Origin of the sequence: Parvimonas sp. D2, assembly GCF_035282635.1 — a bacterium.
Lineage (GTDB): Bacteria > Bacillota > Clostridia > Tissierellales > Peptoniphilaceae > Parvimonas.
This window is the reverse complement of the sequence record NZ_JAYKBO010000004.1, coordinates 114,805-132,937: the sequence shown is the minus strand read 5'-3', so window position 1 is coordinate 132,937 and position 18,133 is coordinate 114,805. Positions and strand designations below refer to the sequence as shown.

14 protein-coding genes and 1 CRISPR repeat array are annotated in these 18,133 nt (G+C 26.8%); of the genes, 1 reads left to right on the top strand and 13 read right to left on the bottom strand.

Annotation, left to right across the window (positions count from 1 at the left end; genetic code table 11):
* Positions 1–122: 122 nt before the first annotated feature.
* The 10 genes from VJI77_RS05790 to VJI77_RS05745 form a co-directional block, all read right to left on the bottom strand.
* Positions 123–1,574 carry a deoxyguanosinetriphosphate triphosphohydrolase gene (locus tag VJI77_RS05790; protein ID WP_323988699.1) on the bottom strand — a complete coding sequence of 484 codons (1,452 nt, stop codon included), beginning with the start codon at positions 1,572–1,574 and terminating at the stop codon, positions 123–125.
* Between the two features lie 96 nt (positions 1,575–1,670).
* Complete coding sequence (gene rlmD / locus VJI77_RS05785) at positions 1,671–2,987, bottom strand: 23S rRNA (uracil(1939)-C(5))-methyltransferase RlmD (protein ID WP_323988698.1); 1,317 nt, start codon at positions 2,985–2,987, stop codon at positions 1,671–1,673.
* Positions 2,987–4,066, bottom strand: a complete 1,080-nt coding sequence (locus VJI77_RS05780; RefSeq protein ID WP_323988696.1) for a ribonuclease E/G — start codon at positions 4,064–4,066, stop codon at positions 2,987–2,989. Before VJI77_RS05780 ends, rlmD begins: the two co-directional genes overlap by 1 nt.
* Before the next feature lie 9 nt (positions 4,067–4,075).
* Positions 4,076–4,339, bottom strand: a complete 264-nt coding sequence (locus VJI77_RS05775; RefSeq protein WP_323988695.1) for a hypothetical protein — start codon at positions 4,337–4,339, stop codon at positions 4,076–4,078.
* A gap of 76 nt (positions 4,340–4,415) precedes the next feature.
* On the bottom strand, positions 4,416–6,047 hold the full coding sequence (gene groL, locus VJI77_RS05770; RefSeq protein ID WP_323988693.1) for a chaperonin GroEL: 1,632 nt from the start codon (positions 6,045–6,047) through the stop codon (positions 4,416–4,418).
* 11 nt (positions 6,048–6,058) lie between these two features.
* Positions 6,059–6,343: a co-chaperone GroES gene (locus VJI77_RS05765; RefSeq protein WP_004833192.1), complete on the bottom strand. Its 285-nt coding sequence runs from the start codon at positions 6,341–6,343 to the stop codon at positions 6,059–6,061.
* 228 nt (positions 6,344–6,571) lie between these two features.
* Positions 6,572–8,476 carry a hypothetical protein gene (locus VJI77_RS05760; RefSeq protein WP_323988691.1) on the bottom strand — a complete coding sequence of 635 codons (1,905 nt, stop codon included), beginning with the start codon at positions 8,474–8,476 and terminating at the stop codon, positions 6,572–6,574.
* A 9-nt stretch (positions 8,477–8,485) separates the two neighbouring features.
* Positions 8,486–9,466, bottom strand: a complete 981-nt coding sequence (locus tag VJI77_RS05755) for a metal ABC transporter solute-binding protein, Zn/Mn family (RefSeq protein ID WP_323988690.1) — start codon at positions 9,464–9,466, stop codon at positions 8,486–8,488.
* A gap of 152 nt (positions 9,467–9,618) precedes the next feature.
* Positions 9,619–10,668: a ribonucleotide-diphosphate reductase subunit beta gene (locus VJI77_RS05750; RefSeq protein WP_269720371.1), complete on the bottom strand. Its 1,050-nt coding sequence runs from the start codon at positions 10,666–10,668 to the stop codon at positions 9,619–9,621.
* Between the two features lie 12 nt (positions 10,669–10,680).
* Positions 10,681–13,206, bottom strand: coding sequence for a ribonucleoside-diphosphate reductase subunit alpha (locus tag VJI77_RS05745; protein WP_323988688.1), 2,526 nt, complete (start codon positions 13,204–13,206; stop codon positions 10,681–10,683).
* 236 nt (positions 13,207–13,442) lie between these two features.
* On the opposite strand from VJI77_RS05745, the gene trmB reads away from it, so the two are divergent.
* Complete coding sequence (trmB, locus tag VJI77_RS05740) at positions 13,443–14,078, top strand: tRNA (guanosine(46)-N7)-methyltransferase TrmB (RefSeq protein WP_323988686.1); 636 nt, start codon at positions 13,443–13,445, stop codon at positions 14,076–14,078.
* Positions 14,079–14,474: 396 nt separating this feature from the next.
* Here the strand turns inward: trmB and VJI77_RS05735 are convergent, their stop codons facing one another.
* From VJI77_RS05735 to VJI77_RS05725, 3 genes are all read right to left on the bottom strand, one after another.
* The gene (locus tag VJI77_RS05735; RefSeq protein ID WP_323988685.1) at positions 14,475–15,176 is read right to left on the bottom strand and encodes an HAD family hydrolase; all 702 of its coding nucleotides are present in this window, start codon (positions 15,174–15,176) and stop codon (positions 14,475–14,477) included.
* A 267-nt stretch (positions 15,177–15,443) separates the two neighbouring features.
* Positions 15,444–16,525: direct repeats of the CRISPR family, unit length 30 nt; unit sequence ATTTACATTACAGTATGTTTCTATTTAAAC.
* Positions 16,526–16,762: 237 nt separating this feature from the next.
* Entirely contained in the window at positions 16,763–17,248 is a 486-nt protein-coding gene (locus tag VJI77_RS05730; protein WP_323988683.1) for a hypothetical protein, read from the bottom strand.
* A 97-nt stretch (positions 17,249–17,345) separates the two neighbouring features.
* The gene (locus VJI77_RS05725) at positions 17,346–17,906 is read right to left on the bottom strand and encodes a hypothetical protein (RefSeq protein ID WP_323988682.1); all 561 of its coding nucleotides are present in this window, start codon (positions 17,904–17,906) and stop codon (positions 17,346–17,348) included.
* Positions 17,907–18,133 lie beyond the last annotated feature (227 nt).

The following is an 18,133-nucleotide window of genomic DNA, read 5'->3' as shown; positions in this document are numbered from 1 at the left end:
ACTATCATTCGACAGTAACTTTTAATATATTTAACCTACTTAAAAACCTAAATAAATCCACAAATCATTTTACAAAATTTAAGCACTCATATTGTCTATATTTAACTTCTATTATTGATATTTTATTTAATTACATAAAGCTCTTGATACAAATTTTTTGCATAGGAGTCTGTCATTCCACTAATGAAATCAGTTACCAATAAAAACTTTTTATACAACCTTTCACCTTGATCTTTAGGTTTTGACTTTATATAATCATCCCTTAAATCTTGTGGAATTATACTAATATATTTCTTATCAGCCTTTGACATATATTCATTTGCATCTTCCTCCTCCCAATACCTAATAGCATAAATGAAATCTTTCAAAAAAGTCTCTATAATTTTTTTTGCAGATAGTTCTAATTTTAATATATCAACATCATTAAATACGAATCTTTTCATTGCATTTTTTAATACTTTTATTGTAATTTCATGATTTGTTTCCCAAAACAAATCATTTTTAAATGCACCTTTCATAATATTTTTGTAAGAATTAGAAAATCTATAAGCTACTACATACATCAACCATTTTTTAGTATCTCCTATCCACTTACTAAAAGAGTTAAAATCATTTTCTATATTTTTTTCTGTATTTTTTCTAATACATTCCAAATCATCCAATAAGGCTTTAGTATATCTCTTTTGATATTTTTTATTAGTATTGTCGATTTTGTCAATTTCCTCTTTGAAATATAAAATAAATTGGTCTAAAGTAAACAAACCCTTTTTCAAGGCATCCTCTAAATCGGCTGTTGAATAAGCAATATCATCAGCCGCTTCTAGTAAATAAGTTAATGGATGTCTAACATAGTTATTCTCAATTTTCGTTCCTGTTTCTTCACATATATCATTTAAAATTTCCTTTTCAGAATAATAATATCCCATTTTATGTTTAAAAATATCATTATTATCATTAGAGAACTCAATAGAGTTTGTCGGATATTTAATTAATGTATTAATTATAGAATACGATAAGTTTAAATCATTCCCATTTTTATGAGACTTTGTTAATATTCTTAATGCTTGTGCATTCCCTTCAAAATTTTCTAAATCACTTTTCATTTGCAGATTTATTATTTCTTTGATTAACTTATTATGAAAAGAAAATTTCTCTTTTTCAAACTCTTTTTTGAACCAATCTCCTATAATAACTTCTCCAAAATGTCCAAAAGGTGGATTCCCAATATCGTGCAATAATCCAGCACAAGCCAGTATTGAAGGTATATCTTCTATATCTTCTTCTCCATTTTTAAAATCTTCTTTTCCATAACCACTAGTATTTTTTGTAATCATTATTCCCAATTGTCTGGCAATTGATGATACTTCAATAGAATGTGTAAGTCTTGTTCTTACAAAATCACTTTTATCTAGAGGAAATACTTGAGTCTTATCTTGTAATCTGCGAAATGCTGAACTTGATATAATTTGTTCATAATCTCTCTCAATATCACTTATTGGATAAATAGAAAACTCTGTAGGATTATCCTCTCTTTTTATTTGAGTTTTTGATGACAAAAGCTTATTCCAGTCCATTCTTTACCTCCTAAATATTATTATAATAATTAAATTACTTTTCCTGTAATATAAGTATCCCTTAATTATATTCTAATTATAATAGTATCAAAATTACTAAATACATTCCTCAATCTCCACAACAACTTCACAATGTGCTGTTTTACTGAACATATCACATAGCTTTACTTTCTTTAATTCAAATCCACCGTCAATAAAAAGTTTTAAGTCTCTTGTAAGTGTCGCTCCGTTACAACTTACATATACAACTTTTTTTATATTACTTTTGATAATAGTATCTACAACTTTTTTATCAAGTCCTTTTCGTGGAGGATCTACGGAAATTATATCAATATTATTGTTTTTTAATATTTCTTCAATTTTTTCTTCACTCTTGCCATATAGAAACTCAACATTTTTCACATCATTTAGTTTTAAATTTTCTTTAGCGTCGTTTATTGCATCTTTTACAACTTCTACACCGATTACTTTTTTAAAATTTTCTGAAAAATATATACTTGTTGTTCCTATTCCAGAATATAAATCCAATAAATTCTTGTCTTTATTTTCTCCTAAAAAATCTTTAGCTATTTTGTATAAATTTTCAGTTTGAAATCTATTTACTTGAAAAAAGCTCTTTGGAGAAATATTAAATTCATATTTTCCGATTTTATCAGTAAAATTCTTCTTTGAAAATATTAATTTACTTTCTTGTCCCATAATTATACTTGCTTTTTTAGGGTTAATATTTATATATCCACTTACTAATTTTTCATATTCACTTAAACTTTTTACAAAATTTTGAGCTTCTAATATATCTTTTTTTACAACAACTGTAATCATAATTTCAGAATTGTAATTTGACCTTATGCTGATATTTTTTAAAATTCCATCATCAGTATTTACATCATAGGACTTAACCTTAAATTCTTTTAATTTTTCTTGTAAAAATGGTAGAAATTCATTTATACTCTCATCACTTAATGGACAATTCTCAAGTTTTATTTTGCTTTCCCCATTATCCACACAGTAACAAAGTTCAAAGTTTTCATTTGTCTTTAATTCAATTTTATTTCTATAATTTAAGTTATTTTTATTCTCTAAAATTTCAACATCTTCTAATTCTATGCCTGTATTTTTTCTAAGACTGTCTAAGAACATCTTTTTCTTTAATTCAAGCTCTTTTTCATATTTTAGATTTATAAAATGATAGATATCTGTTAGTTTTTCATCATATAGATTTTCTCTGTATTCACTATATTTCAAATATTTTTTAACATATCCGTTAGAAAATTTTTTCTTTTTTTGAGTAATTTCAACATCAACAATATCTCCAACAAGTCCACCTTTTACAAAAACTATTCCCTCTTCACTTTTTGCAACTCCAAGTCCCTCATTAGTATTGTCAATTATTTCTAAATTTTTTAATTCCATTATTTTCCTCTTTGTCTTGTAATTTCATATAATCCAAGTTTTGTAAAACCGTGAAAATTCCAAATCTTATTGTCAAAGATTTGTATTTCCTTAATTTTTTCTTCTAATATTTCTTTATCTTTTGTTTTCATATTTATAAAATCTACAATTATTATTCCCGAAATATCCCTAAAAGAAATCTGTCTTATAATTTCTTCAATTGCTATTAAATTTACAGATAATGCATTTTTACTTTTATTTGTTTCATTTGTTTTTTTCTTTGAATTTACATCTATTACTGTAAGTGCTTCTGTTTGTTCTATAACTATATTTATATCTTCAACTTCAATTGTTTTTTTATTTAATCCCTCAAGATATACTCCAATATTGTAGTCATATCTTGGAGAATATTCATCATTGTATTTTAATTCATTTTTCAAAAATTTATTATCTTTAAAACTCTTATATAGCTCTTTATCATTTAATATACAGCAATATTTTTCATTTTCAATTAAAAAGTCCTCTAAAAAATTCTCCTTTTTGTAGATTAATTTCGGAACAGGTAAATTATTCAAACAATCAACTATTTCTTGCATTTTTTCTACATTTTTGCTTATATCTTGCAATAAAGTATCTTCATCACAATCGACACTTTTTGTTCTCAACTTTACTGAAAAATTTGATTTTATATTTCTTATCTTTTCAAAATCAAAGTTATGCTCTTTTATTTTTTTGGAAATCAAAATATCTTCTCTTTTTTTATAAGATATAACTGAAAACGTTGAAGAAATTGAGAAATTCATTGAAACATTAGGTGCTTTTTCTCCTGCATTTATTTTATAAATTTCAACAAATATAACATCTCCAACTTTTATTTCTCCAATAGTATCTTTGAAGTCTAAAAATCCATTTTTTCCATTTTTAAGTTCTACAAAAAAACATTGTAATGCATCAACTTTTTTTACAACCCTTGCTCTATATATGTCTCCAATTTCAAAATCACTAAATTTTTTTAAGAAATAGGAGTTTAATTTTGAATTTATAACTTTTCCATATTCAATTTTTTCTTCATTTTTGTATATAAATAAATAATCTTTCAAAACATTCTCCTATTCGACATATTCAAAATTATTCTTTTTATATAGAATTTTTTTCATCAACCCACAAAAATATACACAAAAAATATAATTAAGCTGTGCGAGATTATAATTATACTCTAAAATTAAATTTCTATCTTCTCTTATATTTTTCTCTTCACTTAAAATCTTCAATTTTTTTAAAATCTTATTAAATTGATAATAATAAAAACTTTGATGTATCACTAAAATAGAAATACTAACTAAAAACATAATATTAAAAAATAATTTAATCATAAAAACTCCATAAAAAAAGAACTTGGTTAATCCAAGTTCTATTTTACCATAAATTTATCTATAAGTTAACTGCTTTCTACATATATCCCATTCCAGGATTCATTCCGCCAGGCATTTGTCCCATTGGTTCATCTTTAGTTACATCTGCAACTGCAGCTTCTGTTGTTAAAACCATTGATGCAACACTTGATGCATTTTGAAGTGCTGATCTTGTAACTTTTGTAGGATCAACAATTCCATTTTCAAGCATATTTACATATTTTTCACTTAAAGCATCAAAACCAATTCCAACTTCAGCATTCTTAACATTTTCAACGATAACTGAACCTTCTAAACCTGCATTTATTGCAATTTGTCTAACTGGTTCTTCAAGTGCTTTAACAATTATATTAACACCTGTTCTTTCGTCTCCATTAGTTCCTTCAAGAAGTGCTTTAACTTTTGGAATTACATTTAACAATACAGTTCCACCGCCAGGAACAATACCTTCTTCTACCGCTGCTCTTGTAGCTGCAAGCGCATCTTCTATTCTTAACTTTCTTTCTTTAAGTTCTGTTTCAGTAGCTGCACCAACTTGAATTACTGCAACTCCTCCAGCAAGTTTAGCAAGTCTTTCTTGTAATTTATCTCTATCATATTCAGAATCGCTTATTTCTATTTGATTTCTAATTAAAGCAACTCTTTCTTCAATAGCTGATTGTTCTCCTGCTCCATTAACGATAACAGTAAGTTCTTTTCCAACAGTTACTCTTCTTGCCTTACCTAACATTTCAATAGAAGTTTCTTTTAATTCATATCCTAAATCTTCTGAAATAACTGTACCACCTGTTAAAATTGCAATATCTTGTAGCATATCTTTTCTTCTATCACCAAAAGCAGGTGCTTTTACAGCTACACAGTTAAATGTTCCTCTTAATTTATTAACAACAAGTGTTGCCATTGCTTCGCCTTCTACATCGTCAGCAATAATTAAAAGTGGTTTTCCTTGTTGAACAATTTGTTCTAATACAGGTAAAACTTCTTGAATATTAGTAATCTTTTTATCAGTAATTAAAATATATGGATCTTCAAGTTCAGCTTCCATTTTTTCAGTATTAGTTACCATATAAGGAGAAACATATCCTCTATCAAATTGCATACCTTCAACAACTTCTAAAGTTGTTCCCATACTTCTAGATTCTTCAACAGTGATAACTCCGTCTTTTCCAACTTTTTCCATTGCATCTGAAATTAATTTTCCAACTTCTTCATCAGCTGCAGAAATTGATGCTACTTGAGCAATACTTTCTTTTGTTTCAACAGGTTTTGAAAATTCTTTAATTCCTTCAACAGCTTTATCAACTGCTTTTTTAATTCCCTTTTGAATAATCATTGGATTTGCTCCTGCTGCAACATTCTTTAAACCTTCTCTGATAATTGCTTGTGCTAAAAGTGTTGCTGTAGTTGTACCATCACCTGCAACATCATTTGTCTTAGTTGCAACTTCTTTAACAAGTTGAGCTCCCATATTTTCATAAGGATCTTCCAATTCAATTTCTCTTGCAATAGTAACACCGTCATTTGTAATAAGTGGTGAACCGAATTTTTTATCTAAAACTACATTTCTTCCCTTTGGTCCAAGAGTAACTTTAACTGTATTTGAAAGTTTATTAATACCAGTTTCCATTCCTTTTCTTGCTTCTTCATTAAATTTAATTTCTTTAGCCATTTAAAAACCTCCTAATCTTCAACAACTGCTAAAACATCAGCAATTTTTACAACAATATATTCTTTTTTATCAAGTTTAACTTCAGTTCCTGCATATTTTGAGAATATTATTTTATCCCCAACTTTAATTAAATCTTTTTTATCTTCATCCTTTAAAATTTCATCACCAATTGCTAAAACTTTTGCTACACTTGGTGCTTCTTTAGCAGAAGTAGGAAGAACTATTCCAGAACTTGTCTTTTCTTCTACCTCAACCATTTCTATAACTAATTTATCTCCTATTGGTTTTAATTTCATAACATACCTCCTATTAAAGTTATTAGCAGCCTATTAACTTGAGTGCTAATTAATTACAAATATATTATACCACATAAAACATAAATTATAAACATTTTTATAAAAAAATTTTTTTGATTAAAAAATTTTATTTAAAATAAACTTGTTTATTCACAAAAAATCACTCAATACAGATTTTACTCTATAATTGAGTGATTTTAAATTTAGAAAATTTATTAAATTATAAAACTAATTATTTTTATTTTCCTTTTCCTCATTCTTTTCTTCAGATTTTATTGGTTTATCTGTTTTTGTTTTTTCTACATCCTTCTTATCATCAACTTTTTTATCTTCAGTCTTTGAAATAGAATTATTTTTTTCTGCAGATTTTTCTTCAACTATTTTTTCTTTAGATTCTTCACTATTTTTTTTAGTTATTTTATTTTTCTCTTCTTCATAACCTGAATAATCTTTTGTATCTTCTTCATCCACATAATCTTCATTATCTTTTTTGGCTTTTTTTGGTGCTTCTGGTAGTTTCTTTTTATATCTAATTTCTCCATTTACTTTTTCAAAATCTGCTAAACTGAATGTTAAGGTTTCATCATTTATATAAACATAAGCAATATCACCTATAATACAAGCATCCGTTTCATCTTCAAGATTATAAACTTTTCTAAGATATTTTAATACTTCATCTCTATCAACAGTTATTTTAGACTCAATTTCTGTATTTGGATTTTGAATTATATATTTTAAAGCAGCTACTATTTCTCTTGCAGTACATTCACCATATTGGCCAGCTTTTGCATTTTGAATAATTTGTTTTATAGTTATTGCATGATAGTGACCTCCATGCAACCAATAAAATATTCCTTTTGTAACTCCATTAGATCCATAAACTGGTAATGTTGTATTTAAATCTCCATAATTTCTCATTGATCTAAGATTACTATCAAGATATGGAATTACTTTGTCTTTTATTTCTGCTTTTACACTTTCATAAGTAAATAATTCATTTTCATCTACACCAATATCTGAGTGATCGCTTCCTTCTTTAATATATTCAGCATCAGGATAACGGCTTCTAGGATTTTCGTGAACTACTCCGACCTCTTTATCTCCAACATATAAATGCCAATGATCTCCATGATCTATAATTTTTGTAACCCATTTTGGCCATTCAAATGGTTTATTTGAATCTTCACCATGATTTCCTTGATATTCTCCAAATTCAGCTTCTGGATAAAGTGATCTTGGATTAGTATAAGTGATTCCTTCATTTCCTTTTGAATCATAAATATGATAATGATCTCCATGTTTTAAAATTTTTACTATATTATATCTGTCAACAGGATCTTTTCCCAAAACATTTACTATATTTAAATTCTTTCTAGCTTCATATAATTTTTCACTAGCACTTGGAACATTTGGTCTTTCATTTTCAGTATTATCTTGTGAATCTCCATGATTTCCTTGATACTCTCCGACTTCTGCATCAGGATATTTTGAAGTAGGATCAGTATAACTAATATATTCTTTACCACTTGCAGTATAGATATGCCAATGATCTCCATGTTTTAAAATTTTTACAACTCTATCTTTTTTCTCTTCAATAATATTTGCATGTGAATAGTTATTTGAATTTCTCCTATTTCTGTGTGAACCATGTGAACCCACATAAGTTCCTACAGTAATATTTGGAAACATACTTGATGGATCTTCATAAGTTAAATATTCATTCCCATCAGCTGTATAAACATGCCAATGATCTCCATGTTTTAATATTGATGTTACATTTAATCCTCTTAACTTACTCTTTGAAACAACGCTAACAAGAGAAAGTGAATTTCCATCTCCTAATTTTGAAGGGTCTGTATAGGTAATATGTTCTTTCCCATCTTTAGTAAACACATGCCAGTGATCCCCGTGCTTATAAGATCTTACAATATCACTCTTTTTTATTTCAGCATCAATTAAAACTTCTGTAGTTTCATCTTTTTTATAATTTGTCTCTTTTTCAACAAATTCAAAATTTTTACTAGAAGTTTTTTCCTTTTCTTCCTGTTTTTTTGAACAACTTGCAAGTAAAACTGCACTACAAACTAAAATCAAGTTCATTTTATAAATTTTATTCTTTAAATTTTTACTCATATTTCCCTCCTATTCATTAAAAGATTTAACCAAAGCATTTAAATTTAATTCCATTAATTTTAAATATCCCATTTCAATTTCTTCGTCTGTCAAATTTTCCATTGTATATAAAGTATCTGTTTTTGTATTTGTGTTTTTAGCAAGAGTTTCAGCAACTTTTGGAGTTGCCTTTCCTTCAAAGAAAATTGTATTTATCTTGTATTTCTTAACAAAGTCTGCAATTTTTTGAAGTTGCTTTGCTGATGGTTCATCTTCCGGTGATATACCTGTTACTGCAACTTGTTTTAAGCCATAATCATTTGCTAAATAGTTAAAAGCAGCATGACTTACAACAAAATATTTTTGTTTACTCTTAACTTTAGAAAGTTCTGTTTCAAATTTTTTGTCTAAAGCTCTAAATTCATCTTGTGCTTTTTTTAGATTTTCTTTGTAATAGGCTTCATTTTCAGGATCTATAGAAGAAACTTTTTTATAAATTGTATCAAGTTGAATAATTGCATTTTTTACGCTAAGCCAAGTATGTGGATTTGTTTTATCATGCTCATGATTATCTTCTTTTTCATCACCATGATCATGTTCTTCTTCCAATCCATCTCCACTTTCAAGCAAAGTTAATCCTTGTGATAGATTTAAGAACTTATTTTTATCCTTAACAGTATCTTCAATAGCAGAAATAAAAGACTCCATATTAGCACCATTATAAATAATCAAGTCTGCTTTTATAATTTCTTGCATATCTCCAGCTTTAAGCTCAAAGGAATGAGGCTCTTGATTCCCTTTTATTATTGTTTTAACTTCCATTTTATCCCCAACAATTCTCTTTGTAAGATCTGTTACTGGGAAAAATGTTGTATAAATAACTTTCTTATTTTCTTTTTGCTCTGTCGTTTTTTGCTCTTTATTATTTTCATCCTTACTAGATGAACAAGCAACTAAAAACATACAGCTAATCATAATAATTGAAATAATTTTTTTCAATTTTTTATTCATAAATAATCCCCCTTAAATTTTCTTTAATGCAAATAATTCTTATTTGTGTTAATATTATACTACTAATTTTTTATTTTTTCAATAGTTAAAATCAAAATTTTTACAAAAAAAAAAATACTTAATTGAAAAATCAATTAAGTATTTTTTATATTTTATAAATCATCTAAATCATCATCTATTACACTTGCTTTTGAATAAGCTGAAGGTTTTGCTTCAAAGAAATCTGTCTTTATTGCATTTGGATCTGAATACTCACTAACCCATTTCATACTTTCTGGTTCTTCATCATAACCATCATAAAGTTTTCCAAAGTTTAAAGCAGTACTTCTTAAGTTTCCAAGATATTTTATATAATCTTCAACCATTTGCATTGTAAGTCCAGGAATATTTTCTCCCAACACGTATTTTCCCCAAGCAATTTCTTGTTCTACACCTGTTTTAATCATATCTTTATATACAGCAACTTTTTCTTCTGTAAATAATTCCGGTTCTTCATTTTGTAATTCTAAAAGCATTTTTTTGAACAACCAAAGATGTGTATTTTCATCTCTATTTATATATCTGATTTCTTGTACAGATCCAGGCATTTTTCCATTTCTTCCTAAATTATAGAAGAACATAAATCCTGAATAGAAGTAAACCCCTTCAAGAATATAATTTGCAACCATTGTCTTTACTAGACTGTATGGATCTTTATTTTCTTGAAACTCATTATATAAGTCTCCAATGAATTTATTTCTTGCAAGTAGATGTTCGTCATCTCTCCATTGATATAGAATATTTGTTCTTTCTTCAGGAGAACATATACTATCTAACATATATCCATAACTTTGTGAATGGATAGCTTCTTGATAAGCTTGAATAGTAAGACAAAGGTTGATTTCATTCGCTGTAATATACTCTCCAATATATGGAAGATTTGCAGTTTGAATACTGTCTAAAAATATAAGAAAACTTAAAACTTTATCAAAAGCAGTTTTTTCATATTCATCCAATATTTTATAATCTTTTAAATCTTGAAATAAATTTATTTCTTCCGGTATCCAGAAATTATTCATGGCATTACGGTACCATTCTGTTGTCCAAGTGTATTTTACATTGTTAAAATCATTTAAATTTGTTGTATTTCCATTTATCATTTTTCTTTTTGATAATTCAATATCTCCATTTTCATTAAATAGAGCTTTTTTATTTAATTCCATAATATCTCCTTCCTATGCTGAACAGCTATCGCATTCTTCAATATCTAAACTCTTGCTTCTAATATAGTAAATACTCTTTAAACCAACTTCGCAAGACAAAATCAAAAGGTTTAAAATTTGACTCATCTTATAATCTGTTGTTATATAAAGATTTAAACTTTGTCCTTGATCAATATGTCTCTGTCTAACTCCACCCGCTCTTATAGACCAAGTTTGATCTACCTCATGTGCATTTTCATAAAGCCAAAATGTTTCTGGAGTTAAATCAGGAGCAACTCTTGGAATAATTGAACCTTTTTTCTCTTCAAGGAAATATCTCATCATAACAGGGTCTACACCTGCTGTAGTTCCTGCAATAATAGAAGTTGAACCTGTCGGAGCAACAGCTAAAAGATAAGCATTTCTAAGTCCATTTTTAGCAACTTTTTCTTTAAGTTCAATCCATTCTTTAGAATTATATTCTCTTTTTTCAAAATATTTTCCGTTTTGCCATTCTGAACCTTCAAAATATTTATAGCTTCCTTTTTCTTCAGCAATCTTTGAACTTTCTTTAATAGCAAAATAATTTATTTTTTCATAAACCTTATCCATAAATTCTAGATGTTCTTCAGTTTGCCACATAATTTTATTTTTTACAAGAGCATGATGATATCCGCTTGTTCCAAGTCCAATTGCTCTGTATTTTGAATTTGTTATTTTAGCAAAAGGTGTTGGATAGTAATTTAAGTCTATTACATTGTCCAATGCTCTTATCATTGTAGAAACTACAAATTCCATTTCTTCATCATTTTTTAGGTCAATATTTCCAAGAACTAAACTTGCAAGATTACAAACTACAAAATCTCCAGCTTTAACATCGGTTACAACATGATCTTCTCCATCTATTTGTAAAATTTTATCTTCAACATCTAAAATTTCTTTCATATTTTGCATTATTTCAGTACAAAGATTTGAAGAGTAAATCATTCCGTTATGTGAATTTGGATTTGCATTATTTGCATTATCTCTATTAAAAATAAAAGGTGTTCCAGTTTCAACTTGACTCTTTAAAATTAGTTTAACTAAATCTTTTACAGTTAAAACTCTTTTATCAAGTCTTGGTTCTTTAATACAAAGTCTGTATTTTTCTTCCCACTCTTCTCCATAAAAATCTTCCAAACAGAAGCCCATTACTTCTTTTACTTCATGTGGACAGAATAAATACCAATTAGAATTTATGTTTTCCTTTGCTAAACGCCAGAATAAATTAGGGAAACAAATTGCAGGGAAAACATCATGTGCTTTCATTCTGTCATCACCATTATTTGTTCTAAGATTTAAAAACTCTGGAATATCTCTATGCCATACATCTAAATAAACAGCACAAGAACCTTGTCTAACCCCTAGTTGATCAACTGCAACTGCTGTGTCATTTGCAAGTTTTATCCATCTAATAACTCCACCTGCAACACCTTTAAAGCCACGAATATCAGAACCACTTGCACGAACTTTTCCAAAATATAGTCCCATTCCGCCACCATGTTTTGAAACTTGGGCAAAGTTATCTATACTTCTATAAATTCCTTTTAAAGTATCAGGAACTGTATCTATGAAACAAGAAGAAAGTTGATGGAATGGCTTTCTAGCATTTGACATTGTAGGAGTTGCAACAGTTGCCTTTAAATTGCTAAGAACATCATAAACTTTTTTTGCAAAAGAAACTTTATCTTTTTCAGGAATCGCAAGATGCATAGCAATACCCATAAACATTTCTTGCATTGTTTCAATTACTTTTTTATGTGAATCACAAATTAAATATCTCTTATATACTAAATCTAAAGATGAATAAGTAAATAACTCATCTCTACTGTTATCTATATACTTCTCAAGTTCATCAATATCATTACTTGAATAGTTTTCTAAAATATATTCCCCATATAAATTAGCTTTTGTTAAAGCTTGTATCTTTGATTTAAAATCAACAATATGCCATTCTTTTTCATAATTTGAAATCTCTTTATGAATTTTATAAGCATAAATTCTAGCAGAAATATATTCCCAATTTGGATTTTCCTTTGAAGTCAATTCAGAAGATGCCTTTATTAAAAGCTCAACTTTTTCGTTCAAAGTAGAACTCGGTTTAACAAAAGACAAGAACTTTCTAAATAATCTGTCAAGCTCATAACCTTCTGTTGAAAAATCTTTTTGAATTTTTGCAAGCACTTCAATTAAATTTTCATCTTCAATATATTCTCTAAAAGAATTTAATTCCTTTCTTAAAGAATTTCTTTTTTCTCTATATAAAATATAGCTTTTTAAAGTTTCATAATGATTATTCTTAGTTAAAGTTTTTTCAACATAATCTTGAATTTCTTCAACACTTATACTTGAATTTTCATCCTTATTTTGTAAAATACTTTCAAAAACCTCTTGTGCCAATTGTTTTGAAAGTACCTTTTTATCTTCATCACCAACACTAATAAATGCTTTATAAATTGCATTTTCTATTTTAGAAATATCAAATGATACCTCTGATAAATCTCTCTTTATAATCCTCAATAAAATCACCTCCGCAAATTTATACCCATTATAAAACAAAATATATATAGAAATCAAGTTTTATTTTTTACTATATATAGTATGTTTTGTAGTATTTTTAAAAATATTTTGGTGGATATAAAAATATCACTACAAGTAGTAAAAAATATTTTTTAATTTTTTCATAAAATAATAATAAAATAGAAAAATATGATATAATATTTGTAACGATAAAAAATTTTTATGAAAGGAAAATTATGAGACTTAGAAAAAAATGGTGGGCAGTTCCTGAAATGAAAGAAAATGCTCAAGTAATATTCAATGCAGAAAACTTAAAAGGAAAATGGAACGAAGAATTTAAAAATAACAATCCTATAAATCTTGAACTTGGTTGTGGAAAAGGAAAATTTATAAGCGAAATTGCTGATATTAACAAAGATATTAATTACTGTATATTGGACTTGGACACAAATGCAATTGTATATGCAACAAGAAAAATTAGAGATTTAGAATTGTTAAATGTTCGAGCAATTCCTACAAATATAGAAAAAATAGATGAGATATTTAACGAAAACTCTATATCCAGAATTTACATAAATTTCTGTAATCCTTGGCCAAAGAAAAGACATCATAAAAGAAGACTAACTCATCCTAACTTTTTAACAAAATACAATAAATTACTCGTAGAAGAAGGAGAAATACATTTCAAAACTGATGATGATGATTTATTCGAAGCAAGTTTGGAATACTTTAACGAAAACGGATTTGAAGTAATACTAATTACATATGACTTAGCAAACTTTGAATATCCAAAAAACATAGAAACAGAATATGAAAATAAATTCAAATCCTTAGGAATAAAAATAAAATTCTTAATAGCCAAGAAGAAATAAGAGCTTTGTCTTCCGAACGCATCTCAACACGTCATCTTGAACGTAGTTGAGTAAAGTGAAACGAAGTTAATCTAGCCCTAACTTTGTTTACTTGTAAACAATAGTAGATCTTTGTATAATAGTGAAATAATTCACGTCATTTTACTATGCAAAGAATATCTCCCCCACACGTCATCTCGAGCGTAACAAAGCGAAGCTGAGTGAAGTTAATCTAGCCCTAACTTTGTTTACTTGTAAACAATAGTAGGTCTGACGGGGAAATTGTATCTTTAGATACAATTGCTCTGGAGATTTCCTAAAGCCCCATATGATTGAATTTTTAAAATTTTAATTAAAAACAACAAAAAGACAACCATTCAAACAAATTGTTGTCTTTTTAATTTATAAATAATAAAATTATAGAGTTTTTAATTTTTCAATTAAGTCTTCAAAACTTCCCTTTTCACAATTAATTTCACAATCCGGCGCAGTATTTAAATAATCAGTTACCAAATAACAATTCATTCCGATAGAACTAGCAGCAAAAATATCCTCTCTTTCATCATTTCCAATCATTAAACAGTCATTTGGTTCAATATCAAATTTTTCACATAAATCTAAATAATACTTTGGGTTTGGCTTTGAAAAAGAACTATTACTATAATGAGTAACATAATCGAAATCGTCAATATCAAGTCCTGTCCATTTCAATCTAACTAAGGCGTCCTCAGGAAAAACTGGATTAGTAGCAAGAATCACCTTTCTCCCATTCTTCTTTGCAAGTTCAACAGCAACCTTTGCCAAACTATTTTCAGTTGAAGACTTCTTAACTTTATTAAAAAATTCATTAGCATAAAACTCTGCAAGTAATCCCTTAACATTAGACACATCAGCATCTATACAACTTTCAAATCTATCCCAAAAAACTTCTTCATTCGTCTTCTTTCCATCATTCTTAATCATATCACCTGTCGCAGTCCAAATAGTTTCAACAAGTTTCTTACTTTCAATATTATAAGCAGAAAATACTTTTGCCAATTCTGTAAAATAAATATCAACAAATAATTTCTCATCCAAAGGAAGCAAAGTTCCATCCAAATCAAATAATATAGCTTTCATTTTTCCTCCTTAAATATTATTAATTACATAAATAATTTTGTAAAAAATAACATTAATTTAAAACTTAAAATCTTTTAAGTAATACATATATTATAACGATTTGTATAAAATTTTGCAAATAATTAAAAAAAATTTAATACTTTTTTAATAATCTTTAAGGAAAAAGAATTTTATCTAATTTTTATTTTACTATTTTTTGATAGAACATTAAAATATGTTTCTTTATTAATCTTTAAAAACAAAAGGATAAGGAGAATATCATTTAAAATTTACATTACAGTATGTTTCTATTTAAACTTTGCAGATAAAGAAATAAAAGTTGATAATGTGCTTATATTTACATTACAGTATGTTTCTATTTAAACCTATTTAGGAACAATAGCTTTAACTAAAAGACTAAAATTTACATTACAGTATGTTTCTATTTAAACGTAATTGGATAAATAATGGTACATTTTGGAACGTTATTTACATTACAATATGTTTCTATTTAAACAGAAAGCATAAGCATAGAAATTTGTGTAAATTCAGAATTTACATTACAATATGTTCCTATTTAAACAAATCATTATTTAGGTTTAAGTTTATGCCATCTTGATTTACATTACAATATGTTTCTATTTAAACTATAGTTTTTTTTGTCGGGATTGATAAAACTTTCTTTATTTACATTACAGTATGTTTCTATTTAAACAAAGCTGAAGTTGATAAAAGAGAAAAAGATAATTTTGATTTACATTACAGTATGTTTCTATTTAAACTAAGAATGGAACTAGTCCAATTACTAATCCCGAAAATATTTACATTACAGTATGTTTCTATTTAAACATTTTTAGTACTCAAACTACAACTTTTAATACAAAAATTTACATTACAGTATGTTTCTATTTAAACCTAAAAATTGAAGAGGGAACTATTGCAACAACTTATTTACATTACAGTATGTTTCTATTTAAACAAAGATAAACATCTTATTATTGACGAAGATAAAGATTTACATTACAGTATGTTTCTATTTAAACGTTTAGAACCTAAAAGTGCTACAAGTCAAATAAAAATTTACATTACAGTATGTTTCTATTTAAACGAACAGGCTCGATAAAAGAAAACGGATATGTCAATTATTTACATTACAGTATGTTTCTATTTAAACCTTACAAGGCAGAAGACACTCAGTTATGAGATATGATTTACATTACAGTATGTTTCTATTTAAACCCTGATTTAGATAATTTAGAAAAAGCAATACTAGAATTTACATTATAGTATGTTTCTATTTAAACTCTCAGAAGAATCGCTAAATGCTATTCAGGATTTTGATTTACATTACAGTATGTTGCTATTTAAACTAACTAATGCATTTAAAGAATTATTAAAGAAAGAAATTACATTACATCCTTTTGTAAAGTAATGGATTCATAATTTTTCAATTTACATCCAATAATATTTGCGCTTTATATTACTATTATATTTTTTAAAAAACTATCAATAATATTTAATCTTGTTCTAATCATAAAAGTATATCTTTTCTATGATCTTATTGATTCAGTTTAAAACAAACTATTCATTATATACTGCCAAATAATTTAATATATAAGTACAATGATTTTAGCTAAAATTAAAGCCACTAAAAATAAAACAGGAATAAAAATAATTCTCTTTTTAATTACATCTAAAACACTAGGTATATATTCACTATCCTCTATGCCTTTGATTTTTAAATTTTTGCTGTTCTTAGTCCATAAAATATCCATAACCGCTCCATCAAAGATATTCCAAGATTGAAGAAAAATATTTAATTGAATAAATGCCTGTTTAAAATCATTGATTTTATTCCACAATCCAACAATTAGTATCAAACTTCCAAACATTAAAATAATAAATAAAGAATAAAATATAACCTTATTTCTTTTAACTGTTTTATAATCTGTATAACCAAATTCAACAACCTTATCTATAACGGATTTGGGATAAAAATATATAATATTAATCGCATTACCTCTAAATGATAAAGCAACTAATAATGTGAATAATAAACAATATAAAACTACTTGTAAAAATAAAATATCCATTTTAATATATCTCCTATATATGTTAAACGACTTAGTGCAATAGGAAAATATAACTGCTACTACAACACACCCTGTTCTAACTCCAAACTTAATTTATCTAAACATTAATAAATGACTCTTTTATTTCAGATAACTTTTTTAGCTTTTTTTCAAATACCGCTTCATTCATCCCATTTTTAATTGCAATCTCATAATAATCATTGAATTCAGGATGATTATTTTCTTTTACAACTGCTAAAAGTTCTGCAAAATATACCCAAGCATTATTGAAACTTTTTGTTGAACTATAATCTTCTCTTTTTGGCATCCACTGTAGCTTTACAAAGAATTTATTCAGTATCTTACTCCAAGTTTCTACATCATTATCATAACAAAAAAACTTTGTCTCAAACAGACTGCCAAAACGCCTGTCCCAAAATTTTACATTGTCAGGCAAATACCATGTATCACAGCATATCAATTCAATTATTATTCTTTCAAGTATTTCTGCAGGAAAACCACCTACACAATCATAACTTCCTGCAACTGAAGTTTGTGCAGCTTCCTCTTTAAGTTCTTCATAAGCTGTACTGCTATCAAGTAATAATAAAGCAATTTTAGCCCTATGTCCAAATGCCTTTCCTGCACTTAGTATTTTGTACTTATTAAATTCGTTCATTGGACAACCTCCTAAAACTATCATACTGCTGTATCAAATAATACATAAGAAATAGTTTTTATAATTAGTTTTGTAATTTTTTTATATTATAGCATAACTGCTAATCAAAATACAGAAATAACTCTATTAGAGTTTGTAATATTATAATAACTTTTTCAACACTCTAAATCAAGACTTTAATCGCCGTCTCAATGTAAAAATTTTGACTACCCTACGAAATTATAGTA